Source organism: Prochlorococcus marinus subsp. pastoris str. CCMP1986 (assembly GCF_000011465.1).
Classification (GTDB): domain Bacteria; phylum Cyanobacteriota; class Cyanobacteriia; order PCC-6307; family Cyanobiaceae; genus Prochlorococcus_A; species Prochlorococcus_A pastoris.
Map to the genome: position 1 here is coordinate 1569285 of NC_005072.1, position 19052 is coordinate 1588336.

Below are 19052 nucleotides of genomic sequence, written 5' to 3' on the forward strand. Positions count from 1 at the left end.
TTATTACATTTCTCTCAAAATTCTAGAATTTCCAAACTTATGAAACCAGTATTTTTAATTAAACATTCACAAGGTGCTCTTGGATTAAGATTATTTGGATTAGGTCCTAATCTCAAACCCACGAAAGGATTATTTAAACTTCAACAATTTCTTCATCGTAATGCATTTTGGGCTAAGGATAGAACAATTAAAGACCTCAAAAAATGTCTTGCTAATAGCGATGTTGTTGTAAGTATTTGGTCTAATAATGAACCAGTTGGTTTTGGAAGAGCCTTGTCAGATGGTATTTATAGAGGCGTTTTATGGGATATAGTAATTGATCAAGATCATCAAGGGAAAGGTTACGGCAAGATGATTGTGAAAAATCTTTTAGAATCAAATAAAATAAAACATACCAAGAAAATATATTTAATGACTACGAGCAAAAAAATGTTTTATTCGCAAGTTGATTTCAAAGAAGTTACTTCACAAAATCTTTTAGTACACGAAATGTAAATTACTTCTTAAATAAAAAATATTTCGAACCTAAATAATTATTTAAGGCGCCAATAAATGCTCCTATCAACCAAGCAATCTTATAATTATCAATTAATCGACTCAAAAAAATAATTACTAGAGACATTTCTAAACCTCCTAAAAAATAAATTAAACAAAAAATAAAAAAAGATTTAATTATTTTTTTTTGTGAATTATCTCTAAAAACCCAAATCTTTGCAAAAACAAATGATGATAAAAGTCCTGTCGAGTAACCCAATAAGGAAGCAAATATTATATTTTTAAAAATTAAATAAAATGAATTAAATACTAAGAAATTTATAAATGTTGCAATTAAACCCGAGATAAAAAATCTTAATATTTGATATTTATTTGCTTGAGAAATACTATTCAAAATTTTTAAAATTTTACTAACCTCTTTGATCTTTAAGATATAAATCTTGCATAAAGCCACCTTATAAATGGACCCAAAATAGGAACGGGCCCAAAAGTAGGACCACAAAAATCAAAATAATCTCTGTGTTCTTGGATTAAGCCATTGTCAGAAAATATCAAACGTGTCGTGCCAGGATATATAAATTCTTTACCCATAATTTTTAAACCCATAGTCCATTCTACAAATCCATAGTTTCCGCTGATTGATATTGCATGAGTTTCCAAATAAACATCATCGCATCTTTTAACCAGCTTTTCTTGGGCCTCTACATAAGAATCTAATCCTTTCGTTTCCTGTGTTGGATCAATGAAGGTAACATTCTCATTATAAAACTCTGCCCACTTTGCTTTTGTTGGTGCATCTGCCCCATAGGGTTTAGTAAATAATCCTCTTAAATCCTCAATAGAAACAGTAAGTGGCATTTAAAAATTTATATTTATTTATTAATTATATTTCAAATTTTGTATTTTAAAAAAGTAATCATTTAAATAATCTGATTTAGCAGAACAATAGCCAACCAATTAATACAGCTTTAAAAGCGGATGAAGAGATTCGAACTCTCGACATTCTCCTTGGCAAGGAGATGCTCTACCACTGAGCTACATCCGCATACCTAGTTCATTTTATCTTAAAAAAGGAATGAAATGAACAAAACCTTACTTTTTTTGAAACTAATTTAAATTTTTGATTAAAGAACCCATCTCAATTGCTTGTAAAGCATAGTTCCAACCAAGGTTGTTTTTTATCCCAGCTCTTTCTAAAGCCTGTTGCATACTATCAGTAGTTAAAACACCAAAAATAATTGGGACATTATTTTCATATGAAACTTGTGAAATTCCCTTACTAGCCTCAGAAATAACAACATCATAATGAGAAGTTTCTCCTCTAATAACAGCTCCAAGAGCAATTACAACGTCATAGTTAGTTTTTTTCAAAAGTGTTTTAGCTGCTATTGGCAGTTCAAATGATCCAGGAACCCAAACAATATCAAGTTCTTTACTTGTTTCTGAAGTATCTAAACCATGTCTTTTAAGACAATCAAGACACCCAGATAATATTTTATTAGTAATTAAATCATTAAATCTAGCTACAACTATACCTACTTTTAAAGTAGAAGCATTGGTAAAAGATCCCTCAAAGATAGTCATTAAATTTTCTTTCTTATATATCTACACTCTCATGAAAAGGTACTAAGTTCAAACTAAGGCTGAAACAATCCCTGTAGCAAAAACTAAAACGAGCCAAACTGCAGCAATAGAATATATTTTTCTTCTACTTTCTTTCTGTCCATCTTCCGTAGAAGGTTGAGTTACATATAAAACGGGAACTCCTACTACCGCGATAAGAGAAGCAAATAAAAGAGCATTTACGAAGAAAAAATTAACTGCCTGCATGATTCAATCTTATTTTTAAATAATTATAGATACTATGATCTCATGAAAATGAATATTTTTGGAGAAAATTTACATACTTTTAGTCAGTTTTAAAATGCAAAACTAAAATATGTTCCTAATATCTATTTATAAATAATAAAAAGATGGAAGAAGATACAATAATTCAGAAGGATTTATTTGCAATTAATCATGAACTTAAACGCCCAAACAACTCAAGTCAAATACCTGATGATTTATCTACTGAAGAATTAAAAAAAGAGTCGCAGAAAAGGCCCAGACAAAGAAAAAATTCTACTAATTTAATAAACAAATTCAAAAATAATTCAAATTCAGAAAGAAAGAATGATTGCATTAATGAAAAGTCTTACAGTTATAAAACCGTTGAAAAACAAAAATTAACTCCAATTCTCAAACATTATGTGACATTAAAAGAAGAAAACAGCAATAGATTGTTGTTATATAGATTAGGTGACTTTTTTGAATGTTTTTTTGAAGATGCTGTATTCATATCTAACCTATTAGAAATAACCTTAACGAGCAAAGATGCGGGTAAAGATATTGGTAAAATTCCTATGGCAGGAGTCCCTTATCATGCAATGGAGAGATACTGCGCCGAATTAATTAAAAAAAACCATTCAGTAGTTATATGTGATCAGTTAGAAAAAAGTACTGGAAATTACGGAACACCACTGAAAAGGGGCATAACCAGAATAATTACGCCAGGGACTGTAATTGAAGAAGGGATGTTGGTTGCAAAAAAAAATAATTGGATAACTGCAATCCACTTATCAGAAAACATTTCAGAAAACTTATATGAATGGGGTATTTCAAGAGCTGATGTGAGTACAGGAGAATTATTAACAATGGAGGGTCAATCAATCTCTAAATTATTCGATGAAATTATTAAATTAGATACATCAGAAATCATCATAGGAAGCAATGAAGAGAAAAAGTTATTAGAAAACCAAAATCAACAAATTACATATACTGTCACCCAAGAAACTTTTTTCAGTATTAATGAAGCATGTTTAACTATAAAAAACTATTTTCAAATTCTTAGTTTAGAGGGCCTAGGACTCAAGCATTTAAATAATGCGACTAAAGCACTTGGTGGCTTACTAAATTATTTAGAGAAAATAAATCCTTCAAATTTAGAGAACGATTCTTCTTTAAAAATTTCTTTAGATTTTCCACAAATACAATTTCCAAAAGATCATTTAATTATTGATTATCAAACTCAAAAAAATTTAGAAATAAAAAATACACAAAGAGAAAATAATTATGCTGGTTCACTTCTGTGGAGTATTGATAGAACATATACCTGTATGGGTGCAAGATGTTTAAGAAGATGGATAGACTCTCCATTATTAAATATTGATGAAATTAATAAAAGACAAAATATTATTTCAAACTTTTTAGAGTCTAAAAAGTTGCGGACAGACACCCAAAATATACTTAGAGCAATGGGCGATTTAGAGAGACTTTCAGGGCGAGCATGTGCGGGGCATGCCAGTCCAAGAGATTTAATTGCAATCTCAGAGGGATTAAAAAAATTACCTAGATTAAAGTCAATTGTTAAATTATTTAAGTATGAAATCCCATCCTGGACGAATCAATTAAAAAATATTGATAATGAGCTTTTAGAGTTAGCAGATCTAATAAGCTTCAAGCTAGTACAAAATCCACCTTTAAATACTAGTGAAGGAGGCATTATCCATGATGGGGTTGATAATGTGTTGGATGGCTTACGTAATTTAATTGACGACTACTCAGATTGGTTGAATCAAGAAGAATTAAAAGAAAGAAAAATTAGTAAAATATCAAATTTAAAAATTCAATTCCATAAAAACTTTGGTTATTACATATCAATTAATAAATCTAAAGTTAATTTAGCACCTGCTCATTGGATTAAAAGGCAAACTCTTACTAATGAGGAAAGATATGTAACCACAGAAATCAAGAATAGAGAAAGTAAAATATTTCAAGTCAAAAATCGCGCGGCTGCTAAAGAATATGAATTATTTTGCGAAGTAAGAAATCTTGTATCCGCCAAAACAAAAAGGATTAGATCCGTAGCAAAAGCTATTGCCTGTATAGATGCATTACTTGGTTTAGCAATTACATCATTAGAAAATAATTTTATAAAACCGACTATTTCACCCATTACTAATTCAACAGACCAACAAAGCACAAAGATTATTGGAGGAAGGAATCCTATAGTTGAACAACTATTAACTAATAGAAAATTTATATCTAATGATATTTTGTTTAATAATAAGCAAAAATTAATCATATTAACTGGTCCAAATGCAAGTGGAAAGAGTTGTTTTATTAGACAAATAGGATTAATACAAATTCTGGCTCAAATTGGAAGTTTCGTGCCTGCAAGCAAAGCCGATATTCAAATTGTAGATCGAATTTTTACAAGAATTGGAGCCGTAGATGATCAATCAACTGGACAATCGACATTCATGGTAGAAATGTCAGAAACAGCATCAATACTAAATCAAGCGACATCAAACTCTCTTGTCTTACTTGATGAGATAGGAAGAGGGACCTCTACTTTTGATGGGTTATCCATAGCATGGTCAGTAAGTGAATATCTTGCAAAAAAAATTGTATGTAATACAATCTTTGCCACTCATTATCATGAACTAAATTATCTTAAACATACAAATACAAACGTAGAAAATTTTCAGGTATTAGTAAAACAGAAGAAAGATCAACTATTTTTTTGTCATAAAATTGAAAAAGGTGGTGCGAACAAAAGTTATGGAATTGAAGCCGCTAAATTAGCCGGGGTTCCTAAAGAAGTTATTAATAAAGCTATTTTAGTTTTAGATTATTTAGAAAAAAATAATCAGTTGAATGCTCAAATTAAAATTAAATAAAATTTTAAACAGATTATATAAAAATTATTTTAAATAGATTCTCTTAATAAGGCATTAACAGCTGCTGCAGCCATTGCAGCCCCTCCTCTCGTAGAGTTCATAACAATTCTAGGATAATTAGTATTGAGTAATTTATTTTTACTTTGCCTAACACCAATAAAACCTACAGGCATTCCGATAATTAAACTAGGAATCTGTTGTGAATTCTGTATAATCTCTAATAAATTTACTAATGCAGTTGGAGAACTTCCAATAACAATAATTGGCGATTGGTTTCCTGAATTATTAGCAGATAATTCAATCCAACCTTTTTCTATCCCATAAGCAGTTTTAGTCAACTCTGATAAATCTCTATCATCAAACCAATGTTTCGCCGAAACAACTAAGTTTCCGTTTGTATTTTTTGCCATTGATTTAATAGCTGCTGCTGCCATATCAGTATCAGTCAATATTGGTGCTCCAGCTTTAAGAGATTTAACACCTTTTTCGCACGCCCCTTCACTAAACTCCAAAAGTTTCTGAATATTAAAATCACCTGAAGTATGAACTAATCTTTCTAAAACTCTATTTTCCAAATAATTGAAATTATTTTCAATCAAATTAGATTTAATAAACCTAATACTTTCTAAAAAAATAGGATGATCTTTTATCATTAAAATTTAATTTACTTTATCTTAAAGAAAGCATAATTATAATAAGATTCTTTTTTGCAGATATGCCAATACAAATAATATGGGGAAATGATTTAAATGCAAGTAATAAGTTTATAAAACAAATAATTGATGAAAAAGTATCCAAAACATGGGGAGAAATAAATATTAGTTACTTAAATGGTGATGATGATAATCAAATAAAACAAGCATTTGATGAAATACTAACACCTCCTTTGGGGGATGGATCTCGAGTAGTTGTATTAAAAAATAACCCATTATTCACAAATAAAAATGAGGAAATAAGGCTCAAATTTGAAAAAATTTATCAAAACATTCCAAGTAACACTTACTTTCTTTTACAAAATACAAAAAAACCAGATTCAAGACTAAAGAGTACAAAATTTATTCAAAATTTAATAAAAAAAGATTTAGCAATTGAAACCTCATTTTCATTGCCCGATATCTGGGATTTTGAAGGCCAGAAAAGATACTTAGAATTCACAGCAAATTCGATGAATATTCATTTAGGTAAAGGGACCGCTGATTTAATTATTGATTCAGTAGGAAATGATAGTTTTAACTTAGCTAGCGAATTATCTAAAGCAAAGATATATCTATCTGCAATAAATAATAACGAAAACAAAGGACTTATTCTAGAAAGTGATGTTGTAAAAAAAATATTCAATGATCAACAGTCAAATATCTTTAAAATAATCGATCATCTATTACAAAATAGTATTAGTGATGGTCTTATAGAAATCTATTATTTATTAAAAAAAGGGGAACCTGCTTTAAGGCTCAATGCGGGATTAATAAGTCAAATCAGAATGCATACCATAGTAAAATTACTTCATAAATCTGGTGAGCAAGATTTATCAAAAATATGCAAACTTGCAAATATATCTAACCCAAAAAGAATTTTTTTTATCCGTAAAAAAGTAAACAATATATCCTCAGATTTCTTAATTAAATTGATGAGTAATTTATTAGATATTGAATCATCACTAAAAAAAGGCAATAATCCTATTAATGTATTTGCGGAAAATCTCGTTAACTTAAGTTAATCAAATATTAAGTTTAATAATTTATATTATGATTTAAATATGGCTTTATTAATCAAAAAATTTGGCGGCACATCGGTTGAAGATATCACAAAAATTAAGGCGATTGCACAAAGTATTATTCAAAGTAAAGAAGCTGGAAATGATATCGTCGTAGTTGTATCTGCAATGGGTCATTCTACAGATCACTTAAATAAGTTAGCAGAATCAATCAGCAAAAATCCCAATAGCCGAGAATTAGATATGCTCCTCTCTACAGGGGAGCAAGTAACTATGGCACTTCTATCAATGTCATTAAATGAATATGGGATTCCTGCAATATCTTTGACAGGTAGCCAAGTGGGAATTGTTACTGAATCAATTCATGGAAAAGCGAGAATTCTAGATATCAAAACAGAACGCATACAAAACTATATTAATCAAGGTTATGTAGTAGTAGTTGCAGGGTTTCAAGGCTCAACGCTTAGTCATACTGGATCAATGGAAATCACAACTTTGGGAAGAGGGGGTTCAGATACTTCAGCAGTAGCACTATCCACAGCATTAGGTGCAGAAACTTGCGAGATATATACAGATGTTCCTGGAGTTCTTACCACTGATCCAAGAATTGTACCTAATGCAAAATTGTTAGATATTATTAGTTGTGAAGAGATGCTAGAACTTGCGAGTGTGGGTGCTTCAGTACTTCATCCAAGAGCTGTAGAAATTGCTCGCAATTATGGAATTAAATTATATGTAAAATCGAGCCAAGCCCTCTCAAATGGCACTCTTCTACATAGCAAAATTAAACCATTAGCTTTAAAAAGAGGAGGGTTAGAATTAACAAAAACTGTTAATAGTCTTGAAGTATTAGAAAAGCAAACCGTATTTAGTATTTCCAAACTCCCTGACAGACCTGGAATTGCAGCTCAAATATTTGAAACCTTGTCTAAAGCGAACATTAATGTTGATTTAATAATCCAAGCTACACATGATGGGAAGAGTAATGATATTGCATTTACAGTTAATGATTTTGAGTTAACCAAAACAATTGATCAATGTAAATTAATAACAAAACAATTAGGTGGCGAATATGATTTCAAAAAAAATATGACTAAATTAAGTATTCAAGGAGCTGGAATAATGGGGAGACCAAGTGTATCAGCTGATTTATTTGATACTTTATTCCAAGCAAACATAAATGTAAGATTAATAGCTACCAGCGAAATCAAAGTCAGCTGCGTAATTGATATTGAAAATATTTCAAAAGCTATTAGATTTGTCAGTGAAAAATTTAAATTATCTGATAAACAAATATTTATTAACCCAGTAATTGAGAGTGAAGATCAGCCTGAGGTAAGAGGAATTGCATTAGATAAAAATCAAGTTCAAGTTAGCATTAGGAACCTACCTGATAAACCTGGGGTGGCAGCTTCAATATGTTTAGCTCTCGCAGAGAATAATTTAATTTTTGATACTATTGTGCAATCTGAAAGGTTAACATCTTTAAAAACCAAAGACATAAGTTTCACCATGAGCAAGCAAGATAGAGAAAGAGCTAATACAATTTTCCACTCTTTAACAAAAAAATTGGCAGGATCATTCATCGAAGATGGACCAGCTATAGCTAAAGTAAGCACAGTTGGAGCTGGAATGGCATTTAAGGTTGGAACAGCTGGGAAAATTTTTAGAGCACTTGCTAATAAAAATATTAATATTGAAATGATTGCTACAAGTGAAATAAGAACTTCTTGTATCGTCTTAGAACAAGATTGTGACCAAGCAGTTAATGCAATTCATTCTTATTTTCAATTAGATAAATAAATAATTATTTAAGTATTTCTAGATAATTTTTGCCTGAGTTTCTTAATTCTATCTCTAAGATTTGCAGCCTCTTCAAAATTTAGTTCTTTTGCTGCATCTTTCATTTTATTTTCTAACTTATCAATTAAGCTAGGCATTTCATCTAGTAAACATTGATTATCTTTAGCATTTAAAATATCGTCCGTTTTATTACTAACAATGTTTATCAGATCTTTAGATAATCCTCCAGTATCTAATTTTCTGGAAAGCTCTAAAAAAGATAATATTGAATTTTCAATTTTCTTACCTGCAGGTTTTGGAGTAATGCCATTGATTTGATTATATTTTTTTTGGATAGTTCTTCTTCTATCAGTTTCAGATATCGCTCTTTTCATTGATTCAGTAAAGTTATCTGCATAAAGTAAAGCAACCCCCTCAACATGTCTTGCCGCTCTTCCAATAGTTTGAATTAGGGATCGCTCTGCTCTCAAAAAGCCCTCTTTATCTGCATCTAAAATAGCAACCAAAGAAACTTCAGGGAGATCAAGACCTTCTCTTAGCAAATTTACTCCAACCAGTACATCATATTCACCCAATCTAAGATCTTGAATAATCTCTATCCTTTCAATCGAATGAATTTCAGAATGCAAATATCTCACCCTTACTTTATTGTCAGATAAAAAATCCGTAAGATCTTCTGCCATCCTTTTTGTAAGAGTAGTAACCAATACTCTCTGGTTCTTTTTAGCTCTAACTCTTATTTCTGATAAAAGATCATCTATTTGTCCATCACTAGGCCTTACATCAATTATGGGATCTAAAACCCCTGTAGGTCTAATAACCTGTTCAATAAACTTGCCTTCGCATTGATCCAACTCCCATTGGCCAGGGGTTGCACTAATAAACAATGTCTGTCTGGATTTTTCCCAAAACTCTTCACACTTTAAAGGTCTATTATCTGCAGCACTCGGTAATCTAAAACCATGATCTATTAATACTTTTTTTCTAGCTTGATCTCCGTTATACATTGCATGTAATTGCGGACATGTTACGTGACTTTCATCAACTACTAATAACCAATCTTTTGGAAAATAATCTATTAGACATTCTGGAGGAGTTCCTTCTTCTCTACCAGCCAAATGACGTGCATAATTTTCAACACCATTACAATATCCAACTTCTCTTAGCATTTCCAAATCATATTTTGTGCGCTGCTCTAAACGCTGCGCCTCCAACAACTTGCCTTCATAAGCAAATTTATCGAGTTGTTCTTTTAATTCATTTCTAATAGCACTAATAGCGGAATCTAGTCTCTCTTTTGGAGTGACAAAATGCTTGGCTGGATAAACACTCACTTGATCAAGACTCTCAAGAATCTCTCCAGTTAATGGATCAACAAATCTAATAGCCTCAATCTCATCTCCAAATAATTCAATTCTTATCAATCTGTCTTCATAAGCTGGTCCAATTTCTAATACATCTCCCTTAATTCTAAATCTACCTCTCGTAATTTCTGTATCATTTCTTGTATATTGATTATCCACAAGCGCTCTTAGAGAAGAACGTAAATCTATAGATTCACCAACAGCAAATTTAACAGCAGCTTTTAAATATTCACTTGGTATTCCTAAACCATAAATACAACTAATAGATGCAACAACAATTACATCCTTCCTTTCAAATAATGATCTAGTTGCCGAATGCCTAAGCATATCAATCTCTTCATTAATTGAAGCAGTTTTTGCTATGTAAGTATCGCTTACTGGTACATAAGCTTCTGGCTGATAATAATCATAGTAAGAGATGAAGTATTCAACAGCATTTTTAGGAAAAAACTGCCTTAATTCATTACATAATTGAGCTGCTAAAGTTTTATTATGAGCCAGAATAAGTGCTGGTCTTCCAGTTTGCTGAATTACATTAGCAATAGTAAAAGTTTTTCCCGTTCCAGTTGCTCCTAAAAGTGTCTGAAACTCTTCGCCACTATTAACTCCTTGAACTAACTTCTTAATGGCTTTAGGTTGATCACCATTTGGTTGATAAGGTGCTTGAAGCTTATAGTTATTCATTCATCTAATAACTTAAGATTTTTTATATCTTAGGAGACTTTTTCTTTAATCATTGAATTTTTCAAAGATTCTTTTAGGCCTCTAACAACAGCAACCATTGATATTAAATCATCTAATTTATTTACTACAGATCCAACTCCGACTGCAGAAGCTCCACATGATACTGCCAAAGGACATGTTACCTCACTTAAACCTGAAGCACTCATGATAGGAATATTAATAGACTGTTTCTCAAATTCCTTGAATATTGCAAAAGTAGCCGCCAAAGTAGGTACTGACTTTTCTAATAATCCTTGAATTCCTGAACTATATGGGTTAGAACTTTTGCCTCCTTCAGTTTGAATGATATCAGCGCCTTCAAGAACTAATTTAATTGCAAGATCTACTTGTTTATCAATAGGCATATTATGTGGAACTGTCACTGATAGAGGAATATTAGGTAAAAGATCTTTAGTTTCTTTTGTAAGATTTAAAATTTTCTCCTCCGAAAAAGTAATTCCTTGGTCATAAAAACTATCATAATTGCCTATTTCTATTAAAGAAGCTCCTGCCTTAACTGAATTTATAAAAGACTTAGGCTCTACGGAACTTACGCAAATTGGTAATCGTGAAATCTCAATCGCGGATTCAACTAATTCAGGTTTACAAGCTATATCAATTAAATCGGCTCCGCCCATCGAGGCTGCTTCTACAATTTTGTTAACAGTTTGGGTTTCAAAATTACTTAATCCTGAAATAACTTTGAGTAAAGTTTTACTGCTAAGCTCTTCTTGAATTTTTTGTGGCAAAAGATTAATCAGACTCATAGATTTGATGAATTTATTACCTGATTGTGACATTGTTTTATTAAAACAGTGAATTTTTAAAAAAATATTATCTGAGTTAAACAATATGTCTGATAAAAATTCGTCGCAAAAAAATTGGACATCTTGGCATCATCTCCTGCACAAAGAAATTTTGGGCAATAAAACATTAATTCCTGATGGAGCAAATCTATTAATAGCAGTTTCTGGAGGACAAGATTCGATGGCTTTATTGAACCTAATCAACGATATGAAAACGCAACATAATTGGTTTGTGAATGTTTGGCATGGAGATCATCAATGGCATAAAAAATCAGCGAAATATGCACTTGAATTGAAAAGTTACTGTAATAAAAAAAATATTTCATTCTTTTTTGATCAAGCAAATAAAAATAATATTTCTTCTGAAGAAAAAGCAAGAGATTGGAGATACAAGAAATTAAGTGAAAGGGCAAATCAATTATTAATTGAGAACCAAAAGGAAATTGATATTTACTTGTTAACTGGTCACACGAATACAGATAATGCAGAAACATTTTTATTAAATTTAGCTAGAGGAAGCAATTATGCAGGACTAAGCAATATCAACAAAAAAAGATTACTTAAACATCACATTTTTTTAATAAGACCATTATTGATATTTTCTAGAGAAGATACCAAAAAGTTTTGCCAACTTCAAAACATTCCCATTTGGGAAGACCCGACTAACTGTGATCTAACAATTAAGAGAAATATTGTAAGAAAAGAAATTATTCCTATTTTAGAAACTATGTATCCTGGTTGTTCTAAGAGGATAAATAGTTTTGCAGAAAAAATGAGCAATTATAAGAATGAGCAAAATGATCTCAGTAAGCTTGCATCCCTTTATTGTGAAGATGCAATTGGTGTAAAGAGGGAATTATTAAATAGCTTATGCATTGAAGCAAGATGTACTATTTTAAATACTTTTCTAAAAAAGGATTGTACAAAACAATTAAGCTCAAAAAATTTAACTCATTTAGCTTCTTCAATTCTTGTGAAAGATAGAGGCAAAATAGATTTACCAGATGGATTTGAGATTGTTTGGAATAAGGACTATATAAATCTAGAAAAAAACTAGTTTGATACTGCAGATCTCCTTCTTCTAGTCCTACCTGCAGGTGCCTCCTCTGTCTTAGCCACTGGAGTTTTAACAGAATCTTTTACAGATTGATTATTCTTTACTTGATTTGTATTTCTAGCTGATGGATTATTTTTATAATTATTTTGATTGCGGTTTATATTTTGATTATTAACATTTGGATAATGTTTATTTTTTGGATGATGATTTTGCTCATTAACTATTTGAGGTTTATAAGCTCGGGTTCCGCTTGGAGCAGGTTGAGCTAAGCATAGAATTAATGGCTCTACTTGTAATTCTCTTCGCATTCTTCTAGTTAAACCATTTTCAATCTCTCTTTGGACCCCAATCCAATCAACTTCAAAACTATTGGGACTGGTTTGTCTTGATAATTGTTTCCAGCGGTTTTCTAATACCCAATTTATCTCCCTTTCGGTCCACATTGACATTTTTCTTGGATCAGCTGATATTACTACCCCTCTTAAACTTACTCGTGGTGGAGCTACCATATTACCATCTGTACTTATAGGGGCTAAAACAGTAACTATTCCATCATCTGCTAACTGCTGTCTCTCTTTTAGAGCTCTTGCATCTACCACACAAGTCCTTGTATTATCCAGCATTTCAATTCCAGACTTTACTGGATCTCCTTGAATCATTGAATCAGCTCTAAGCTCAATTGTGTCTCCATTATCAAGGATGAGTATATTATTGGGATCTACGCCCATCGATTCAGCGGTTTTACCATGCAAAACTTGCATTCTATATTCGCCATGTACTGGAACAAAAAACTTTGGTTTAATTAACGCTAGCATCAATCTTTGATCATCTCTACATCCATGACCAGAAACATGAATTCCATGTTCTTTACCATAAATAACATTAGCTCCCAATTTAATTAACCTATCAATACTATGCACTACAGAAATTGTATTTCCTGGAATTGGACTGGAAGAAAAAATTACTGTATCCGTAGTTTTGAGTTTAACGTGTGGATGTTCATCTCTTCCAATCCTACTTAATGCAGCCATTACCTCACCTTGACTACCTGTCATTAAGAGTAGAGTTTCTCTATCAGGTAAATCTCTTATGCTTTTAATTGGGAAAAAGAGATCGTCAGGACACTTTATATAACCTAATTCACGACATTTACCAACAACATTTAACATTGACCGTCCCATTAATCCAATTTTACGTCCATGCTTCATTGCTAATTGGATCACCATCGCAACTCTATGGGTTGAACTTGCAAAAGTGGTAAGCATAACTCTACCTTTGGCTTCAGATATTATTCGATCTAAATTTGGAAAAACAGAAATTTCTGAAGGAACAAAACCCTTTACTTCGGAATTTGTAGAGTCCGAGAGTAAGCAAAGAACACCCTTCTCTCCATAAAATGCCATTCTTTCAATATCAGCATGTTTGTTATCAGGTGGCAGATGATCAAATTTAAAATCCCCAGTAAAGAAAACAACACCTACTGGAGTAGTTAGAGCTAAAGAAAAACTATCCCCAATTGAGTGAGTATTACGTATAAATTCTAATGAAAAATGCTGGCCAAGTTTGACAACTTGCCTTGGTTCTATAGTCTGTGTTGTTGTCCTATCAGCCACACCTGCTTCTTCCATTTTTCCTTTAAGCATTGATATCGCTAAAGGTGGACCATAAATCACAGGAATATTAAATTTCTTTAAATGATGAGAAATTCCACCAATATGGTCTTCGTGACCATGGGTTACTATCATTCCACGAAATCTATTTAAGTTAGCTTGCAAATAGGATGTATCAGGCATAACAACATTCACTCCATGCATGCCATCACTTGGAAAAGCGAGTCCCCCATCTATTAAAATGATGTCATCTTGGTATTCAAAAACACATGTATTTTTACCTATTTCATGAAGACCCCCTAATGGAATAATTTTTAAAGCAGGTTCAATTGATCTTTTTGTTTGAGATAAGGTTTGAGTATTATTTGATTTGATTTGATTTGAATTCATAATAGAAGTATTTTAACAAGCTAAAAATGTGGTTATTAAAGTCAAAGTAACTTTATTAAAGCGTTAAAAAAAGTATTTACAAAGACAGATTTTGAATTATCTGAAGTAAGCTTTCTCTCTTTTCTTTAATAAGAGGCGTTAATGGATTCCTAGGAGAACCAACTTGCCAACCTCGTAGTTCTAAAGCTGCTTTGATGGGAATTGGATTTGTCGTTTCAAAGAGTGCCTTGAAAAGTGGTTGCAGTTTTTCATGAATATCAAGAGCAATAGATATTTCACCTTTTTGAAATGATTCAATCATAGTTTTAAGCTGCAACCCAACAATGTGGCTAGCTACGCTTACTACACCAACAGCACCAACAGATAACATAGGAAGCAACAATGAATCATCGCCACTATATATTGAAAGTTTAGAGCCGCACGCCGCCCTTAACTCTGTCACTTCCTCTATTCTACCGCTTGCTGCTTTAATACTGAGAATATTTGGGAAATTCATAAGTTTATTTACAGTGGTGGGTAATAAATTACAACCAGTTCTTCCAGGGATGTTATACAACATTAAAGGCAAATCACTAGCTGCATTAGCTATAGAACTAAAGTGTTTATAAAGACCTTCTTGAGGGGGCTTATTGTAGTAAGGGACAACAACTAAAGCACCATCCGCACCAAATTCATAAGCTTTTTGGGTAGCTTCTATAGCCTCACTGGTACAGTTACTACCTGTACCAACAATAACTTTAGATCTAGAATTTAAAGAACCTTTTACTGCAACAAACAAATTATGTTGTTCAGCCCATGTAAGAGTTGGAGACTCTCCTGTGGTCCCACATAGCACAATTCCATCAGAGCCATTTTCACAAAGGTAATTAGAAAGTTTAATAGCTAATTCATAATCAACTGCACCATTTTTTTTAAATGGAGTAACCATAGCTGTCAAAATTCTTCCGAATAATGGATTAGAAAATTTAGTATTGTTGGGAATCATTTTTTTGCAATTAATAATTCTGCTATTTGAACAGCATTAAGTGCTGCTCCTTTCCTTATTTGATCTCCACATAACCATAATTCTAATCCATTAGAATTACTAATATCAGTTCTTATTCTTCCTACCGCAATATTATCTCTTCCCATCACATCATTTGGCATCGGGAACCTATTTTTTTCATAATCTTCTATTATTTCTAAACCTTTAGCTTTTTTCAATTGATTAATAGCATAAGAAGGTTTGATAACATCATCAAATTCAACATTCACTGATTCAGAATGAGCTCTAAGAACGGGAACTCGAACGCATGTTGAAGACAGTTTTAAATCAGTAATATTTAGTATTTTGCGAGTTTCATTTGTCATTTTCATCTCTTCTTCGCAGTAATTATTTGAAAGCATTGGTGAATTATGTAGAAAGAGATTAAATGCTAAGGAATATGGTAAGACTTCACTTTCTTTGGGATCTCCCTGCAAATATTTCTTAGTTAAAAACTGTAATTCCTCCATTGCTAATTGACCAGCTCCACTTACCGATTGATAAGTTGAAACGATTACTCTTTTAATCGGAGAAATTTTATTCAAAGGAGCTAAAACTAGAGTCAGTAATATTGTTGTGCAATTCGGATTAGCGATGACACCATTATGCTTTAAAGCTTCACAAGCATTTACTTCCGGAACAACAAGAGGAACATCATTTTCTAATCTGAATGCACTTGAATTATCAATTAGTACAGCATTTTGATCTTTAACTGTAGATAGCCACTGTTTTGAAATACTTCCACCTGCGGAAGCAAGAACTAAATCAACATTCAAAAATTCTTCTTTTGAAGCTTTTTTAGTAATAATTTCTTCTCCTTTCCATTTGACTATTTTCCCTTCTGACCGCTGAGATGAAAGCAAAACTAATTCTGAGATAGGAAAGTCTCTTTCTTCAAGAATTTTAAGAAGTTCAGATCCAACAGCACCTGAAGAACCTAAAACAGCTACTTTTAATGGTCTATTTGGTAAAAAAGGAGAATTTCTCACTATATAAATTAAAAAATTATAAGATTTAATATTTTTCTTACTGTATCAAAAAAGTTAACTTCAAGGAAATCACTTAATGTGGAATAATTAAGATTCTGCCTATTGTAATAATTTTAAAAACTCAAACATGATTAAAGAAGAATTAATAGTAAAAACTACCGCACTACCCCAAAGTAGAATTGCACTTGAATTAGAAATACCATCTAATACATGCAAATCATGCGTAAATGAGACAATAAATTCAATTAGTCGTTCGGCCAAAATTCCTGGGTTTAGGCTTGGCAAAATTCCAAAACAAGTATTAATACAACGAATCGGCATTACACAACTACATGCCTCTGCCCTAGAAAAAATAATTGATAAATCTTGGAACCAAGCTTTAAAGATGGAATCAATAGAGCCACTAAGTGAACCAGAATTAGTTGATGGATTTGAATCAATACTAAAATTTTTTAATCCGGAAAAACCTTTAAAAATTACTCTACAAACTGATATTGCACCCGAATTTAAATTAAAAAAATCAAAAGGTCTATCAGTTGAGATTAAAAAAAGTAAGTTTGACCCCAAATCCATAGATGAAGCTTTGGAAAAATCAAGAAATCAATTAGCAAATATTATTCCAGTTAATAACAGGCCTGCTAAGTTAGGAGACATCGCGGTAGTTAGTTTCAAAGGTGTTTACAAAGATTCCAAAAAAGAAATCGACGGGGGATCTAGTGATTCAATGGATCTTGAATTAGAAAAGAACAAAATGATTCCAGGCTTCGTTGAGGGAATTGTTGGTATGAAAATTGATGATAATAAAACTCTTACTCTAAGATTTCCTGAAGACTATTCTCATGAAGATTCCAGAGGTAAAGAAGCAATTTTTGACATAAGTCTTAAAGATCTTAAAGAAAAAGAATTACCCGAACTTAATGATGATTTTGCAAAACAATCTGGAAATAAAGATTCATTAAAAGAACTAAAAAAAGATATAGAAAAACAACTAAAGGAGAATTTTGATAATACTCAAAAAAATATAAAAGTTGAAGCTTTAATGGATGCACTATCCAAAGAGTTAGATGCCGAGATTCCAAAAGCAATGATTGATATTGAAGTTAGAAATAATATTGAACAAACAGCGCAAAGATTTGCTCAACAAGGCATGGATATTAAATCAACATTTACTCCAGAATTGGTGAAATCTTTAGCAGAATCAACTCGTCCTCAAGCTGAAAAAAATGTTCAAAGAAATTTAGCTTTAAAAGCATTATCAGAAAGAGAAAAAATCACAGTCGATAATGAAGAAATAGATCAGAAAATGAAGGAATATGAAGATGAAATTTCTAAATCACCAAAACAAATTGACATTCAGAAATTAAAAGATGTAGTTCGCAACGATCTCCTACAAGAAAAGTTAATCACTTGGCTTGAAGAAAATTCAGCAGTAAAAGAAATAAATGAAAAAGCAACAAAATTAACCACAAAAACAACCACAAAAGCAACTACCAAAAAAGGAGTTAAAACTAAAAGTAAACCCAAGGTAAACAAAAAAGAAAAAAATTAATTTATAAAAAATTTAACTATTCAGCAAAAAAACCCTTAAATTAGATTAAGAAAGAGATTAACTAAGTGTATTCTGAAAAAAAACATTTAATCCAAAGCTCAATAAATTCTCGCGATATTGATAAATCGAGATCTGCTGTTCCTACTGTAGTAGAACAATCTGGAAGAGGAGAAAGAGCATTTGATATTTATTCAAGATTATTAAGAGAAAGGATAATATTTTTAGGTACCGGGATTAATGATCAAGTATCAGATTCATTAGTTGCACAATTATTATTTCTAGAAGCAGAAGATCCTCACAAAGATATACAAATATATATTAATTCTCCCGGTGGCTCTGTTACTGCTGGATTAGCTATATACGATACAATGCAGCAAATCTCTCCAGACGTTGTAACAATCTGTTTTGGTGTAGCTGCAAGTATGGGGGCATTCCTCCTTAGTGGGGGGGCGAAAGGGAAAAGGTTAGCTTTACCTAATTCGAGAATAATGATTCACCAACCACTTGGAGGTGCTCAAGGCCAAGCAGTTGAAATTGAAATACAAGCAAAAGAAATACTATTTCTCAAAAAAACATTAAATTCTCTTTTAGCAAAACATACTAATCAATCTTTAGAAAAAATTAATGAAGATACTGAAAGAGACTATTTTCTATCGCCTGAAGAAGCAGTTGAATACGGACTAATTGATAAAGTCATAAAAAATGACAAGTAAAAGGAATATTTTAAGAATATGATGACGAATCCAATTTTATAAGCAATCCTAATAAGTAAGGGATATTTAACCTTTTTTTATTCTACACAAGCTT

General features: G+C 31.6%; 17 protein-coding genes and 1 tRNA gene. 7 read left to right on the forward strand and 11 right to left on the reverse strand.

Annotated elements, in window-relative coordinates:
• The first annotated feature begins 39 nt into the window (after positions 1 to 39).
• Positions 40 to 495: a GNAT family N-acetyltransferase gene (locus TX50_RS08765; protein ID WP_011133267.1), complete on the forward strand. Its 456-nt coding sequence runs from the start codon at positions 40 to 42 to the stop codon at positions 493 to 495.
• A 1-nt stretch (position 496) separates the two neighbouring features.
• On the opposite strand, the gene TX50_RS08770 is transcribed toward TX50_RS08765, so the two are convergent.
• The 5 genes from TX50_RS08770 to psbZ all read right to left on the reverse strand — a co-directional run bounded on the left by TX50_RS08770 (position 497) and on the right by psbZ (position 2325).
• Positions 497 to 949, reverse strand: a complete 453-nt coding sequence (locus TX50_RS08770) for a GtrA family protein (RefSeq protein ID WP_011133268.1) — start codon at positions 947 to 949, stop codon at positions 497 to 499.
• Positions 922 to 1353 carry a nuclear transport factor 2 family protein gene (locus TX50_RS08775; RefSeq protein ID WP_011133269.1) on the reverse strand — a complete coding sequence of 144 codons (432 nt, stop codon included), beginning with the start codon at positions 1351 to 1353 and terminating at the stop codon, positions 922 to 924. Before TX50_RS08775 ends, TX50_RS08770 begins: the two co-directional genes overlap by 28 nt.
• Positions 1354 to 1468: 115 nt before the next feature.
• A tRNA-Gly gene (locus TX50_RS08780) sits at positions 1469 to 1540 on the reverse strand.
• Positions 1541 to 1602: 62 nt separating this feature from the next.
• Positions 1603 to 2079 carry a 6,7-dimethyl-8-ribityllumazine synthase gene (gene ribH, locus TX50_RS08785; RefSeq protein ID WP_011133270.1) on the reverse strand — a complete coding sequence of 159 codons (477 nt, stop codon included), beginning with the start codon at positions 2077 to 2079 and terminating at the stop codon, positions 1603 to 1605.
• Between the two features lie 48 nt (positions 2080 to 2127).
• Complete coding sequence (gene psbZ, locus TX50_RS08790; protein ID WP_011133271.1) at positions 2128 to 2325, reverse strand: photosystem II reaction center protein PsbZ; 198 nt, start codon at positions 2323 to 2325, stop codon at positions 2128 to 2130.
• Between the two features lie 143 nt (positions 2326 to 2468).
• On the opposite strand from psbZ, the gene mutS reads away from it, so the two are divergent.
• Positions 2469 to 5216, forward strand: a complete 2748-nt coding sequence (mutS, locus tag TX50_RS08795; protein ID WP_011133272.1) for a DNA mismatch repair protein MutS — start codon at positions 2469 to 2471, stop codon at positions 5214 to 5216.
• A gap of 29 nt (positions 5217 to 5245) precedes the next feature.
• Here the strand turns inward: mutS and TX50_RS08800 are convergent, their stop codons facing one another.
• Positions 5246 to 5869 (reverse strand): precorrin-8X methylmutase, encoded by a 624-nt coding sequence (locus TX50_RS08800; RefSeq protein ID WP_011133273.1) that lies wholly within the window; start codon positions 5867 to 5869, stop codon positions 5246 to 5248.
• 62 nt (positions 5870 to 5931) lie between these two features.
• Here TX50_RS08800 and holA point away from each other — a divergent pair, with 62 nt between their 5' ends.
• Positions 5932 to 6933 carry a DNA polymerase III subunit delta gene (holA, locus tag TX50_RS08805; protein ID WP_011133274.1) on the forward strand — a complete coding sequence of 334 codons (1002 nt, stop codon included), beginning with the start codon at positions 5932 to 5934 and terminating at the stop codon, positions 6931 to 6933.
• A gap of 39 nt (positions 6934 to 6972) precedes the next feature.
• A complete protein-coding gene (locus TX50_RS08810; RefSeq protein WP_011133275.1) occupies positions 6973 to 8733 on the forward strand; it encodes an aspartate kinase in 1761 nt (586 codons plus the stop codon).
• Between the two features lie 8 nt (positions 8734 to 8741).
• On the opposite strand, the gene uvrB is transcribed toward TX50_RS08810, so the two are convergent.
• The gene (gene uvrB, locus TX50_RS08815) at positions 8742 to 10781 is read right to left on the reverse strand and encodes an excinuclease ABC subunit UvrB (RefSeq protein WP_011133276.1); all 2040 of its coding nucleotides are present in this window, start codon (positions 10779 to 10781) and stop codon (positions 8742 to 8744) included.
• 29 nt (positions 10782 to 10810) lie between these two features.
• A complete protein-coding gene (locus tag TX50_RS08820) occupies positions 10811 to 11587 on the reverse strand; it encodes a DUF561 domain-containing protein (RefSeq protein WP_036930743.1) in 777 nt (258 codons plus the stop codon).
• A gap of 85 nt (positions 11588 to 11672) precedes the next feature.
• Here TX50_RS08820 and tilS point away from each other — a divergent pair, with 85 nt between their 5' ends.
• On the forward strand, positions 11673 to 12683 hold the full coding sequence (gene tilS, locus TX50_RS08825) for a tRNA lysidine(34) synthetase TilS (RefSeq protein ID WP_011133278.1): 1011 nt from the start codon (positions 11673 to 11675) through the stop codon (positions 12681 to 12683).
• Here the strand turns inward: tilS and TX50_RS08830 are convergent.
• The 3 genes from TX50_RS08830 to TX50_RS08840 form a co-directional block, all read right to left on the reverse strand.
• Positions 12680 to 14683 carry a ribonuclease J gene (locus TX50_RS08830; protein WP_011133279.1) on the reverse strand — a complete coding sequence of 668 codons (2004 nt, stop codon included), beginning with the start codon at positions 14681 to 14683 and terminating at the stop codon, positions 12680 to 12682. The two genes, tilS and TX50_RS08830, sit on opposite strands and share 4 nt — an antisense overlap.
• A 76-nt stretch (positions 14684 to 14759) precedes the next feature.
• Positions 14760 to 15668, reverse strand: coding sequence for a 4-hydroxy-tetrahydrodipicolinate synthase (dapA, locus tag TX50_RS08835; protein WP_011133280.1), 909 nt, complete (start codon positions 15666 to 15668; stop codon positions 14760 to 14762).
• Positions 15665 to 16696, reverse strand: a complete 1032-nt coding sequence (locus TX50_RS08840; protein WP_011133281.1) for an aspartate-semialdehyde dehydrogenase — start codon at positions 16694 to 16696, stop codon at positions 15665 to 15667. Before TX50_RS08840 ends, dapA begins: the two co-directional genes overlap by 4 nt.
• A gap of 127 nt (positions 16697 to 16823) precedes the next feature.
• Between TX50_RS08840 and tig the strand changes: the two genes are divergently transcribed.
• Complete coding sequence (tig, locus tag TX50_RS08845) at positions 16824 to 18245, forward strand: trigger factor (RefSeq protein WP_011133282.1); 1422 nt, start codon at positions 16824 to 16826, stop codon at positions 18243 to 18245.
• A 65-nt stretch (positions 18246 to 18310) separates the two neighbouring features.
• On the forward strand, positions 18311 to 18958 hold the full coding sequence (gene clpP / locus TX50_RS08850; protein ID WP_011133283.1) for an ATP-dependent Clp endopeptidase proteolytic subunit ClpP: 648 nt from the start codon (positions 18311 to 18313) through the stop codon (positions 18956 to 18958).
• Positions 18959 to 19052: the final 94 nt, after the last annotated feature.